This is a genomic window from Brachybacterium sp. FME24, assembly GCF_014897705.1.
Lineage (GTDB): Bacteria > Actinomycetota > Actinomycetes > Actinomycetales > Dermabacteraceae > Brachybacterium.
In genome coordinates, this window is sequence record NZ_JABUXV010000009.1 from 206,257 (window position 1) to 219,227 (window position 12,971).

Annotated in this window: 10 protein-coding genes; 4 read left to right on the plus strand and 6 right to left on the minus strand. The window is 69.3% G+C overall.

Annotated elements, in window-relative coordinates:
• The first annotated feature begins 2 nt into the window (after positions 1–2).
• Both INT51_RS12290 and INT51_RS12295 read left to right on the plus strand, forming a co-directional pair.
• Entirely contained in the window at positions 3–725 is a 723-nt protein-coding gene (locus tag INT51_RS12290; protein WP_193105592.1) for a maleylpyruvate isomerase N-terminal domain-containing protein, read from the plus strand.
• Between the two features lie 166 nt (positions 726–891).
• Complete coding sequence (locus INT51_RS12295; RefSeq protein ID WP_193105593.1) at positions 892–2,463, plus strand: aspartate:alanine exchanger family transporter; 1,572 nt, start codon at positions 892–894, stop codon at positions 2,461–2,463.
• A 45-nt stretch (positions 2,464–2,508) separates the two neighbouring features.
• Here INT51_RS12295 and INT51_RS12300 read toward each other — a convergent pair whose 3' ends face one another.
• Genes INT51_RS12300 through INT51_RS12310 form a run of 3 tightly spaced genes read right to left on the minus strand, consistent with a single transcriptional unit; the run spans position 2,509 to position 5,539 of the window.
• On the minus strand, positions 2,509–3,588 hold the full coding sequence (locus INT51_RS12300; RefSeq protein WP_193105625.1) for a Gfo/Idh/MocA family protein: 1,080 nt from the start codon (positions 3,586–3,588) through the stop codon (positions 2,509–2,511).
• A gap of 17 nt (positions 3,589–3,605) precedes the next feature.
• Positions 3,606–4,361 carry a ThuA domain-containing protein gene (locus INT51_RS12305; protein WP_193105594.1) on the minus strand — a complete coding sequence of 252 codons (756 nt, stop codon included), beginning with the start codon at positions 4,359–4,361 and terminating at the stop codon, positions 3,606–3,608.
• A complete protein-coding gene (locus INT51_RS12310; protein WP_193105626.1) occupies positions 4,358–5,539 on the minus strand; it encodes a Gfo/Idh/MocA family protein in 1,182 nt (393 codons plus the stop codon). The genes INT51_RS12305 and INT51_RS12310 overlap by 4 nt, the downstream gene beginning before the upstream one ends.
• Before the next feature lie 822 nt (positions 5,540–6,361).
• Here INT51_RS12310 and INT51_RS12315 point away from each other — a divergent pair.
• Positions 6,362–7,753, plus strand: a complete 1,392-nt coding sequence (locus INT51_RS12315; RefSeq protein WP_193105595.1) for a hypothetical protein — start codon at positions 6,362–6,364, stop codon at positions 7,751–7,753.
• Between the two features lie 198 nt (positions 7,754–7,951).
• Complete coding sequence (locus INT51_RS12320; protein ID WP_193105596.1) at positions 7,952–9,463, plus strand: PepSY domain-containing protein; 1,512 nt, start codon at positions 7,952–7,954, stop codon at positions 9,461–9,463.
• A gap of 76 nt (positions 9,464–9,539) precedes the next feature.
• Here the strand turns inward: INT51_RS12320 and INT51_RS12325 are convergent, their stop codons facing one another.
• From INT51_RS12325 to INT51_RS12335, 3 genes are all read right to left on the minus strand, one after another.
• On the minus strand, positions 9,540–10,352 hold the full coding sequence (locus INT51_RS12325) for a carbohydrate ABC transporter permease (RefSeq protein ID WP_193105597.1): 813 nt from the start codon (positions 10,350–10,352) through the stop codon (positions 9,540–9,542).
• Between the two features lies 1 nt (position 10,353).
• Positions 10,354–11,241 (minus strand): carbohydrate ABC transporter permease, encoded by an 888-nt coding sequence (locus tag INT51_RS12330; protein WP_193105627.1) that lies wholly within the window; start codon positions 11,239–11,241, stop codon positions 10,354–10,356.
• Positions 11,242–11,333: 92 nt separating this feature from the next.
• Complete coding sequence (locus INT51_RS12335; protein WP_193105598.1) at positions 11,334–12,665, minus strand: ABC transporter substrate-binding protein; 1,332 nt, start codon at positions 12,663–12,665, stop codon at positions 11,334–11,336.
• Positions 12,666–12,971: the final 306 nt, after the last annotated feature.

Genomic DNA, 12,971 nt, shown 5'->3' on the forward strand with positions numbered 1-12,971 from the left:
ACATGGACATGTTCGCCCTGACCTGGTCGGCTCTGTGCGGCACGGTCGCCGCCCTCCCGGACGAGGCCTTCGGCGAGCCCTCCGGCTGTCGCGGATGGCGGGTGCAGGATCTCGTCTCCCACCTGATCATCGATGCGCAGGATTTGCTGATCACGCTCTCCACTCCGGCGGACACCGCCCCCACCCACGACGTCCTCAGCTACTGGACGCCCTCGCAGATCCCGCCGGACGGCACGGACCCCGGCGATGCGCTCACCGTGCGCCTGGCAGCGGCCTACAAGGGCCCGGCTCTGTTGCGTGCGCACCTCGAGGATCTCGGCGGCGCCGCCGGCCGGGCCGCGCTGCTCGCCCATCCCGAGCTGCCGGTGGTGACCCAGGGGATGACCCTCACCGTGCGGGACTACCTCGGCGCGTACGTCCTGGAGGGGGCGCTGCACCACCTGGACCTGATCGCGCACCTCCCCGCGATGGAATCCGGCCCTGCGGCCGTCGGGAGAACTCCGGTGGGCAAGGACGATCCACCCGGCGGTGCGCCGCACCCGGAGAGCCTGGCGGTGGCTCGTGTGATGGTCGAGCGCCGCCTGCGGGTCGAGCTGCCCGCGAGCTGGACGGATGCCGATGCGCTCCGCGTCGCGACCGGACGACGGCGCGCCACCCCCGACGAGCGGGCCCAGCTCGATGCCCTCGGGGTGCGCGGCCAGATGCTGCCGCTGTCTTTCGGCTGAGCCAGTCGGCTCGTCCATTCTTTCGTCCATTCGCGTCGTGACCTCGGACATCTCCCTTTCCCGGGGGTGCCCGGGGTGACTATCGTGGGAGCCCACTCCACACTGCGGTGCTCGCGATCGACGCGCACCGGCCCGGTGCGCCCGGCGGGCTCCGGAAAGGTCCATCGTGATCGACGTCCTCGCGGGGAGCCCTCTGCTCACGCTGTTCCTGGTCGTCACCTCCGGTGCGGTCCTGGGGGCCATCCCCTTCGGTCGCGTCCGCTTCGGTGCCGCGGGCGCATTGTTCACGGGGCTGGCCCTCTCCGCGGCCGCGCCGCATCTGGGCGCCGGCATGGACATCGTGCAATCACTGGGTCTGGCCCTGTTCGTGTACACGGTCGGCATCGCGGCCGGGGCCGCATTCTTCGGGTCGCTGAATCGACAGCTGCCCCTGTTGGCCGCAGCCACGGTCAGCACCGTCCTCGCAGCGGCCGCGACGATCCTGCTGGGGCACCTGCTGGGCATCTCCCAGGATCTCTCCCTGGGCCTGTTCAGCGGAGCCCTGACCGCTGCACCAGCTCTCGACGCGGCCGGCCGGCTGACGGGAACCTCGGCACCCTCGGTGGGCTACGCCTTCGGCTATCCGATCGGAGTGATCGTCGGGATCGTGCTCGTCTCGACCATCGTCACCCGCAACTGGCCGGGCCGGAAGGACACGCCTGCCCTGGCCGGCACGAGCCTGTCGTCGACCACGGTGCGGGTGCTGCATCCCGTGAACCTGCGCGACGTCCCGCAGTGGCGCGACCAGCTGGTGCGCTTCTCCTACCTGCGTCGCGAGGAGCGCGTGCGGGTCATCGTGCCCGGGGAGGACCTGCTGGCCGGGGACGAGGTCGTCGCCGTCGGCATGCCGGACGCAGTGGCGGCCGTGACGGAGGTGCTCGGGCAGCGCAGCGACCGGCATATCGCGCACGACCGCTCGCTGGTGGAGTTCACGCGCCTCACGGTCTCCAATCCCGATCTGGCGTCGCGATCCATCGCCGAGCTGAACCTCCCGGTGCGCTTCGGGGCGGTCGTCACCCGGGTGCGGCGCGGCGACCTGGAACTGCTCGCCCGGGACGATCTCGTGCTGGAGCCGGGCGACCGTCTCGCCGTGGTCGTGGACCGCTCCCGCCTGGACGCCGTCCACGCTCTGCTCGGGGATTCCGATCGCAAGGCCAGCGAGCTCGACGTGCTGTCGCTGGGCCTCGGTCTCGTGCTCGGCTTCGCGCTGGGCCTGGTGACGGTGCCGATGCCGGGCGGAGGCAGCTTCTCCCTGGGCCCGGCCGCAGGGCCGCTGCTGGTGGGCATGGTGCTGGGCGCCCTGCGTCGTACGGGACCCGTGGTGTGGGCCCTGCCGGGCAGTGCGAACATCACGCTGCGCCAGCTGGGCCTGCTGCTCTTCCTCGCCGGACTGGGCCTGACCGCAGGGCCGGACGTCGCCGCGGTGCTCGCCTCGCCGACGGCCTGGCGCGCGGCCGTGCTGTCCGTGGTCGTCGCCGTGCTCAGCTGCGCCGCGATGCTGCTGGCGGGGCGGTGGGTGCTGGACCTGTCGGCTCCGCGGGCCGCGGGCGCTGTAGCGGGCTTCCTGGGGCAGCCCGCCGTGCTCGACGCCGCGAACTCCAAGCGCGCCGACGAGCGCATCGAGGGCGCCTACGCGACCCTCTTCGCCTTCTCCATCGTCGTGAAGATCGCGCTGATCCCGGTGATCTGGAACCTGTGAGCGGGCGCGCCGGCACGGACCGTGACCGACGCGCCTGCCCGCTGCTCAGGCGGGGACGCGAACGTCCTGCGACGCGACGGCTTCGGGGCGGGGCACCGTGCTGGAGACCTCGACACGGGCTCCGCCGCGGGCGGATTCGAGCACTGCGTTCATCACCTCGAGCACGTGCTGGCCGAGGTCACCGCTGGCACGCAGCTCCGCACCGCGCAGGGCCATGTCCTGCAGGCCGATGCCGCGCGAGGCCTCGACGTAGCCGCCGGCGACGGGAAGAGTCTCCCAGCCCTCGCCGCCCAGACGCCTGACCTCGACGTCGCCGTCGAACCGGTTGGGGTCCGGCACGGCGAGGGTGCCGGCGGTGCCATGGACCTCGATCGGATGGGCCGCGGTGGCGACGCCGTCGAAGCTCATGACCAGCGTGGTGAGCGCCCCGCTCTCATGGACGAGCACCCCCGTGACGTGCGTTTCCGTGGTGACCGGGATGATCTCGCCCTCGCGGGGGCCGGAGCCGATGGTGCGCTCGGTGCGCAGGCGGCTGCCGGCGCCGATCACCTCGGCGACCGGCCCCAGCAGGGTGACCAGCGAGTGGATGTAGTACGGACCCATGTCCAGCAGGGGGCCGCCGCCGGGCAGGTAGTAGAAGTCCGGCTGCGGGTGCCACCGCTCATGACCCGGGGTGACCATGGTGGCCACCGCAGCGATCGGGGTGCCGATCTCACCGGCGTCGATAGCAACCCGGGCGGTCTGCGTGCCGGTACCCAGCACGGTGTCCGGGGCGCTGCCCACGAGCACCCCGGCCTCCCGCGCCGCGGCGAGCACCTGCTGGCCCTCCTCGGTGGTGACCGCGAACGGCTTCTCCGAGTACACGTTCTTGCCGGCCGCGATCGCGCGCAGGTCGACCTCGGCGTGCGCTGCCGGGATCGTGAGGTTCAGGACCGTGTCCACCTCGGGGTCGGCGAGGAGCTCGTCGACCGTGAGCACCCGCACGCCGTCACGCCCCTCGGCGGCGGCCTGCGCCCGGGCGGGGTCGAGGTCGGCGATCGCGACGAGCTGCACGTCGGGCAGCTCGTCGAAGCTCGCCAGGTACTGCCGGGAGATGACGCCGGCGCCGATCATGCCGATCTTCATCGGGGAGCCTTCGGTGCTCATCGGATGGCCTCCTTCGCGCTGCGCCCGCCGTGCTCGCCGTAGGGCTGCTCGCTGCCGCGTGCCGCCCACAGCAGGCCCCGCTCGATCACGGTGCGGACGTTCGGGTCCTCGAGCACCTCGACGCGGTGGCCAGGGGTGGAGACGAAGAGCCTGCCCTCGCCCCACTGGCGGGTCCAGAGCGCCGGCGACGTGATGGGCCGGTTCCACGGATCCCATTCGCGCACCTTCTGGGTGGTGGTCGCGAGCACGTCGATGTAGTCGTCCGAGAGCACCCAGTACTGCTCGGTGACCAGGTCGAAGTCGCCGATGCCCTGGGTGATCGGGTGATCTGCGGCCGCCGGCAGCATGTTCACGGTGTACGGCACGTAGTTGTCGGACTGCTCGCCCGTGCGCTCGTCGGGGTGCTTGCCGGGGTGGCAGCCGAACTGGCCGCCGATGAGGGTGAGGTAATCGGAGTTGTTGCGGTAGGAGTCGGCGATGCCGCCGTGCCAGCCGGCCAGGCCGGTGCCTGCCTCGACGGCCGCGCGCAGGCCCTCGAACTCCTCCTTCTCGATGGTGTTCATGGTGTTGCACTGGAGGATCAGGTCCACCGTGGCCATGTACTCGGCGTCGGCGTAGATCGCGGGGGAGTCCTCGATCCGCACCGTGAAGCCGCTCTCCTCGAGGAAGGGGATGAAGAGGTCGGTCGCCTCGATCGGCTGGTGTCCGTCCCAGCCTCCGCGGACGACGAGGGCTGTGCGGGGGGTGGTCATCGGGTGCTCTCCTGGGAAGTGGGGGATGGCGGATCGATCTTCTGCCAGCTGGATCCGTCTGCCGAACTGGCTTCGACGGCGGCGAGGACGTGCTGGACCTGCAGCGCCTCCTCGAACGAGGGGGAGGGGTCGGTGCCCTCCCCGATCGCCCGCACGAGATCGGCGATCTCGTGGGTGAAGGTGTGCTCGTAGCCCAGGCCGTGCCCGGTGGGCCACCAGGCCGCGGCGTAGGGGTGCTCGGGCTCGGTGGTCAGCACACGGGTGAAGCCCTGGCGGCCTGCGGGTGCCGTCGCATCGTAGATCTCCAGCTCGTTCATCCGCTCGAAGTCGAAAGCGATCGAGCCCGCCGAGCCGTTGATCTCCACGCGCATCGCGTTCTTGCGGCCCTGCGCCATCCTGGTGGCCTCGAAGGAACCGAGGGCCCCGCTCGCGAAGCGCGCGGTGAACAGGGCGACGTCGTCGACCGTGACCTGGTGGCGCTCGCCGGAGGTGTCACCCGTGCCGCCGAGGCCCTGGGCCGTGCCTGCGGCAGGGCGGGTGGGGACCACGGTCTCCAGGGTGCCGGAGACCGTCGTGATCTCCTGCCCGGAGATCCACTGGGCGAGGTCGATGATGTGGGCGCCGATGTCGCCGAGCGCCCCCGACCCGGCCTTGTCCTTGTCCAGCCGCCAGGTCATCGGGGCATCGGCATCCGAGAGCCAGTCCTGCAGGTACTGGGCCCGCACCTGGCGGATCTCGCCGACGGCGCCCTCGGCGACGAGCTGGCGCGCATAGGCCAGAGCCGGAGTGCGACGGTAGGAGAAGCCGCAGATGCTGCGCACGCCGCGGCTGCTCGCCTCGGTGGCAGCGGCGGCCATCTCCACCGACTCCTCGACCGAGTTCGCCAGCGGCTTCTCGCAGAGCACGTGCTTGCCCGCGGCGAGAGCCGCCATCGCGATCTCGAAGTGGGTGTCACCGGGGGTGCAGATGTCGATGACGTCGATCTCGGGATCCTCGACGAGGTCCTGCCAGCGCGTGGTGGTCCGCTCGAACCCATAGCGCTCGGCGGCCGCGACCAGCGAGCTCTCGGTGCGCCCGGCGAGGGTGCGCAGCACGGGGGTCTGCGGCAGGTCGAAGAAGCGGTGGGCGGTGCGCCAGGCATGGGAATGGGCGGCGCCCATGAAGCCGTAGCCGACCATGCCGATGCGCAGCGGTCGGGAGGGGGTGTGCGGGGTGGTCACTGCTGGTGTCACGACTCCTCGAAGAGCGGGTGGGGATCGGGGCCGGGGCCTCCCAGGAGCGGGAGGTGCCGGACTCCCAGGGCGGCTGACGGGGCAGGGCCCCGTGCGGTTCTGCGCTCGATATCGACGGTGACGGGGCGATGCCTCGGAGCGACAGGATCCGACCCTGGTAAGGGTCTCTAACTTATAAAGCGAAAGTCTGCGGGTCAAGGGCGCACTCGGGGTGCCGTGGCGCGATCCTGTCGGCCCTGGCGATCAGTGCGACGCCCTGTGAGCGTGCCGCGGGCGGAGGGATGCCCCGCAAGGGTTGACGAGAGTCGATCACGAATGTATTACGCGAGGGCCCGCGCGCGGGTTTCGCGCGCGTTCTTCGCGCGTTCTCCGACTGTTTATCGCGCGATGACTTCCGGGGCCAGACGGTTCGGACCGAGCGCTCCGGGGCTGCCTGGTCGCTCCACGAGCCGATCGCACCCCCTTACTCGGGGGCCGCAACCTCCCGCGCGGACCGACGAGACGCTTGATTCGTGCTACCACCAGGCAGTATCCCTCCGGGGGTCGACGTTCCGGCGTGGCGGGACCGGCGTCGGCCGGGTGCGCAGAAATACGGCGGAAAGCACCTTCCTGGACATCTCGGACCCCCCTTGACCCCTGTGCCGCGGGTCACGTAGCGTTCATTGGACCGCCAGGATTCATGCAGGTTCCTCACAGCTGTCGTAAAACACTTCTGGCATGCCTGAATTCTCCATGGCGCAACCTGATCCCCATTGAAAGGTATGTCTGATGTCGATCAAGCTAGGTCGGAAATGGTGGCCGAAGGCGGCGATCGCGGTGGCCGCCTCGGCCCTCGCTCTCAGCAGCGCACCCCTTGCCTATGCCGACGGCGAGGAAGGCGGCGGACACGGCGGGCATGAGGGCGGCGGTGACGCCTGCACGTTCTTCCTGGACCACATGTGGGCCAACGAGGACGGAATCCCCTTGGTGGGGTCGCCCGCCCACTTCAACGAGCACCACACCGACCCGGCATACGACAACCTGGTCCTCTCACTGGCGAGCGGTGCCATCGGCAACTCCAACATGCCGGTCATCGATGTCTACGGCGGGCCCCTGGGATGGATCCCGGTCTTCAACCCCTCGCACGTCAAGGGCCATGGGACGGACTACGTCACGCTGCTCACCTCCTGCGGCGGAGTGGGCATCCCCCTCGACAGCAACGACCTGACGTCCCTGGACGTCGGTTCCGTCGAAGAGCTCGCGAACCTGTCGGACCTGATCATGCCGGGCCTGCCGTCCCCGGACATGCTGACGGACCCGACCTACCTCTGGAAGACGACCGACGCGTCCGACATCCTGGATCGGGTCACCCCGGAGACTCTGCTCGACGTGGACCAGTACGTCGGCTTCGCCGGGGATCACGTCGACACCTGGCGCCTGCTGTGGGAGACGGCTCTGAACGACGTCTCCACCGGCAACCCCTCGGGGATCCTGGACGTCCTGGAGATCACGAACAACATCAACACCCTCGAGTCGCTCACCGGGCCGCTCGGCGGGGACACCTCGTCCGATCTCCTCGGCGAGGGCGGAGTCTCCGATCTGCTCGGCGGCAGCGGTGCCCCTGATCTGCTCGGCGGCGGCGACCCCACTGAGCTGCTCGGTGACGAGGGCGTCGGCGGACTCCTCGGTGAGGACGCCACCTCCGGCCTTCTCAGCGGGGACTCCATCACCGGCCTGCTCGGTGACGACGCCGACTCCGGCCTGCTCGGCGGCGGGGACCCGGTCTCGGGCCTGCTCGGCGGCGGGGACCCGCTCTCGGGCCTCCTCGGCGGCGGAGCCGACGGCGGCACCGTCGATGCGGAGAAGTTCTCCTCCGTGATGTCCGGGGCTGCAGACTCGGCGGCGGGCGTGGGGCAGTGCCAGAGCTCGCTCAACGGCAACGTGCTGGCGCTCACCTGCGTGTACGCCGATATGCCCGCCGAGGTGACCGAGGTGTCCGTGGACACCGGCGACGGCATCGAGCAGCTGGAGACCACCGGTGGCACGAGCGGCGGCGCCGTGGGCTCCCTCGAGCTGACCGATGGTCAGGTCGCGGCGCTCAAGGAGGGGACGTTCGAGCTCACCGTGAGCACCTCCGGTTCCGACTCCGAGGCGATCAGCGGCGTCATCGAACCCTGCTGACGCAGCCGGCAGGGCCATCGTCATGATGGCCTGAACGCTCGGCGAGGGGTGGGGTTGCGCGTCGCGACCCCACCCCTTCTCACGCGCGTACTCGCTCGGGCGGTCGGCGCCGGCATGCTCCTGATCTCGCCGCACCCCGAGGCAGCAACCCGAGGGGGCTACCCCCGTTTCCCGCGACGACCACAGGGATGGCCCCGCATGACCCGCACAGCTGAGATCCGTCCTCGCGAGATCCGCCCGCGACGGCGACGCGGACAGAGGGGCTGGCTCGGCGCTCTCCTCCTCCGGCTGCACTTCTATGCGGGGGTCCTCGTCGGCCCCTTCATCCTCGTCGCGGCGACGAGCGGCGCGCTCTACGTGATGTCCCCGCAGATCGAGCAGGTCATCTACGCGGACGAGCTGCACGCCGCCTCCGCCGAGGCGACGCTGACCCTCGGCGAGCAGGTCGCGGTCGCCGAGGAGCACGTCGGTGACACCGATCCCCTGACCGCGGTCCGCCCAGCCCCCGAACCGGGCGAGACGACGCGCGTCATGTTCGCCCAGGAAGGGCTCGGCGAGAGCGAGTCCCGATCGATCTTCGTCGATCCCGGGTCCGGGGAAGTCCGGGGGGACCTCACCGTCTACGGCACGAGCGGCTCCCTCCCGCTGCGCACCTGGATCGACCAGCTGCACCGGGGACTCCACCTGGGAGACGCGGGACGGCTCTACAGCGAGCTGGCTGCGTCGTGGCTCTGGATCGTCGCGTCGGCCGGACTCCTGCTCTGGATCCTCCGCGCGAGGTCGTCCCGCGCCTCGCGAGTTCGAGAGGCGCATGATCAGCCTCGAGCGGCGACGAAGGGCACCGGTCGGCGGCGTCTTCTGCGATGGCACACGACGATCGGCCTGGGGGTGGTCCTCGCCGCGCTCTTCCTCTCCGCCACCGGGATGACCTGGTCGCAGCACGCCGGAGCCAACATCACCAGCCTGCGCGCCGCTCTCGGCTGGGGCACGCCTGTCATCAGCACCTCGCTCGACGACTCGCAGCCGATGCCGGACGAGCATGCTGCGCATCACGGGGACATGACGGATCCGTCCGGAGACGCGCTTCCCGAGCACTTCGACCACATCATGGAGGTCGCGCGAGGCGTCAACATCGACTCGGATGCCGTCGAGATCCTCCCTCCTGCGGGGCCCGACGGCGCGTGGGTGGTCCAGGAGATCCATCGCAGCTATCCGACCCAGGTGGATGCAGTCTCGATCGACGGAAGCACCCTGGAGGTCGTCGATCGGATCGACTTCGAGGACTTCGGCCTCATGGCGAAGCTCGCCCGATGGGGGATCGATCTCCACATGGGCACGATGTTCGGGCTGGCGAACCAGATCGTCCTTGCCCTCGTCGCTCTCGGGATCGGGTCGATGGTCGTCCTCGGCTATGTGATGTGGTGGAAGCGTCGTCCACCCCGGGCCGGACGGCTCGCACTCGGGCGTCCTCCCCGGCGAGGCGCGATCCATCGCGCGCCGTGGTGGGGCGTCGCTGCCCTCGGCGCAGCCGCTGCCGGGATCGGCGTCTTCCTCCCTCTGGTCGGATGGACGCTCCTCGGGTTCCTCGCCCTCGACGTCCTCCTCGGATTCCTCAGCGGCCGACGCGCCGAGCCGCCCGAGCCGGCCTCCCCGTCATCGCCGCCTGCCGATCCGGACAGGACAGCCTCGACTGGTCCGCGAACGCCGTAGCCGGTCCGGCCTCGGACGCCCGCGCGGCGCGAGGTCGACCTCGGGCCGCCCGAGCCCTCCGCGACGCAGGGTCAGATCACTTGCTGGAGCCGGCGGTCATGCCGCTGACCAGGTACCGGCGTCCGAAGGCGTACAGCACGATGATCGGTATGGACGAGAGGATGACAGCCGCCATGACGACCGGCACGTTGGTGGCGTATTCGCCCTGGAAGCTCCACAGCGCCAGGGGCAGGGTGCGCTTGTCCGGGCTCTGGGTCAGGATCAGGGGGAACAGGAAGCCGTTCCAGGACATGAGCGCCTGGTAGACGGCCACGGTGACGATCGCCGGCTGGCAGATGGGCAGCGCGAGGCGCCACATCTTCTGCCATTCGGTGCAGCCGTCGATGTCCATCGCCTCGAACAGCTCCTTGGGGACGTCCCGCAGCGCGTTCGCAATGATCAGGACGCTCAGCGGGAGCCCGAAGGCGATGCCCGGCAGCATCAGGGCGACCAGCGAGTCGTACATGTGCATCCGGATGATGAGCAGGTAGATCGGCACGATCGTCGCCTGCACCGGGATCGCCAGACCCAGCAGGAACAGGCTGCGCACGGGGCCGAAGAACCGGTGCCCGCTGCGCACGATGGAGAAGGAGGCCATGAACGCCATGGCCACGAGCGGGATCACCGTGCCCAGCGCTACCAGGACGCTGTTGAGCAGGTACATCGTGAAGTCCGCTTCGAGCACCGCGACGAAGTTCTCGACCGCGACGACCGGAGAGGGCAGCGCCGGGTTCGAGCCGAAGTAGGTGTTGATCGACTTCAGGCTGGTGATCGCCACGAAGTAGATCGGCAGCAGGGCGATCACCAGCCAGATCCATCCGAAGGCGCCTCCGATCCAGTTGCGCTTCATATCAGGCTCCTTCCAACTGGCTGGCCGAGGAACTCTTGCCCCCGAGGCGCTGTACGCCGAGGGCCAACCCGAGGCCGATGACCACGAGGATCACGGCCAGGCTGCTCGCGACGCCCATCTCGTTGCCCCGGAATCCGGTGAGGTACATGTCCAGGGGCAGGATGCGAGTGGACTTTCCCGGTCCCCCTTGGGTGAGCACGAAGATGATGTCGAAGTAGGTCAGTGCGCCCACCACCATCAACGTCGAACTGGTGATCAACGTGTACTTCAGCTGCGGCAGGGTGATGGAGAAGAACTGACGCACCCGGCCGGCGCCGTCGATCTGCGCGGCCTCGTACATCGTCTGCGGGATCTGCCGTACCGCGCCCTGGTAGATCAGGGTGTGGAACGGAATGAACTGCCAGGCGATGATCACGAGCAGCGCGACCCACACGAGGGTGGAATCACCGAGCCAGTTCTGCTGGAGGAACTCCAGCTCCAGGCCTGCGGGGACTCCGAAGTTGGGATCCAGGAGCGACTTGAAGGTGATCGCGATGGCCGCCGAGGACAGCAGCATCGGAAGGAAGTACATCACCGCCAGGACGTTGCGGTACCTCTGCTGCCCGGCCAGGAAGGTTCCCAGCAGGATGCTCAGCGGAGTCTGCAGCAGCCACGTCGCGACGATCATGAACAGGACGAGCAGGAGGCCTCTCCAGGTGGTCTCCCGTGTGAGCGCATCCGTCCAGCTCGTCAATCCCGTGAACTCGATCGCCCCGATCCCGTTCCACGAGGTGAAGGAGAGGGCCAGGACGCCGATGAGCGGCAGGATCGCGAAGACCAGGAAGAAGAGCAGCGCGGGCAGCGCGAAGAGCACGTGCGAGAGGTGGAGCCGTTGCTTGTGCACGCGCACCGAGGTCGCGGAAGCGGGGCCACCGCCGTGCCCGGGTGCTCGATGGCGCTCAGGCACGGCGGGAATCGCCGCGGGGCCAGCGGAAGTCACGATCAGCCCTCCAGCGTGGCGTTCATGTTCTCGGCGAACTGCTCGGGGGTCAGCTTCCCGAGGAACAGCTGCTCGGTGTTCACGAGCAGCTCCTCGGCGGCCGTCGGCTGCAGCGCCTGATCCCAGGACTGGGTGAAAGCGGGGGTTTCCTGGAGGGAGGAGTAGATCCACTGCAGGTATTCGGCATCGTCACTCGCCGCGAGAGCGTCGTCCTGTCCCTGGACCACAGGGACGGAGCCCGATTCCACGAGCGCATTCGAGACGGCATCGGTCATCAGTCCGTCGGCGAAGAAGGTCTTCGCGACCTCCTTCTCCGCGTCGGATGCGGCGGCGGACAGGGAGACGTACCCTGCCGGGTTGCCGACCAGGTTCGTCAGCTCCCCCTTGCCGCCCTCGATCGTGGGGAAGGGCCCGAACCCGAGGCGACCGTCCTGGACGAAGGTGCCGCCGCCGGACTTCATGCCGCCGAACGTCCAGCCGCCGTGGAGCATGAGCGCGGCCTTGTCGGACCACATCAGAGCCTGATCGGTGTTGGAATCGGCGGCCATGGACTCGAAGCCGTCGGCGAAGGCCTTCGCCGCCAGCAGCTCCTCGACCTTCGTGCCCATCTCGACCACAGCAGGATCGAGCCAGGAATCGGGTTCCCCGGCAGCGATCCTCGCGAAGACCTCCGCGCCTCCGACGCGATCCAGCAGGTATTCGAGCCACATCATGGATGTCCACCGGGACTGGCCGGCCAGGGCGATCGGTGCGACTCCGGCGGAGTTCGCCTTCTCGATGGCATCCAGCAGATCCTCCCAGCTCTCCGGCGCCTCGACGCCGATGTCCTCGAGCACGGTCTTGTTGTGGAACATGACGATCGGCTGGGCCGCGCCGGTCGGCATGGCGTAGATCTTGTCGTCGACCGTCGCCGCTTCCCAGACCGACTCGATGAATCGTTCCTTCACCTCGGAGTTCTCGTCGAGCCAGCCGGTGAGATCCTCGACCTGCTCCTCCTCGGCGTAGGTGCGCAGACCGCCGCCGCCCCATCCGGTGATGACGGTCGGAGCCTCGCCGGCCCCGATCGCGGTTCGGATCTTCTGCTTGTAGGCGTCGTTCTGGAAGAACGTCAGGTCGATGGTGCCTGTGCCGAGCTCGTTGAACGCCGTGACGGTGTCTTCGGTGATGGTCTCGTTCGGCTGACCGCTCAGGGCCCAGTAGCTGGCGCTGTCGCCTCCGCCTCCGCTGCCGCCGGAGCCTCCCGGTCCGGAGGTGCCGCAGGCGGCGAGGGTGAGAGCCGAGGCGCCGAGGGTGGCACCTACCATGGATCTGCGTGTGAGCTGGATGTTCTTCATGACCTACTCCTGATGTCGACGGTGACGGGGTGCAGCGGCCAGGTGGGTGTGAAGGAACTCACCCTGGTAAGTGTCGCTAACTTACCAAAGGCGAAAGACGTACGGTCAAGTGCTCTGAAGTTTCGGCGCGACAACGATTCCTGCGTCGACTGCTCGGGGCGAGGGAGGCTCGTCGAGGAGCTGGGGGTGTCCGCACGCCGCCGCGTCCGGGGCTGGGGAGGCGGGGCCGCGGCCCGGGACTCGTGATCCCGGGGACGGGACGTCGAAGGTGGAGCGTCGGGGGTCTCGCCTCGGTTCGACGGCGGG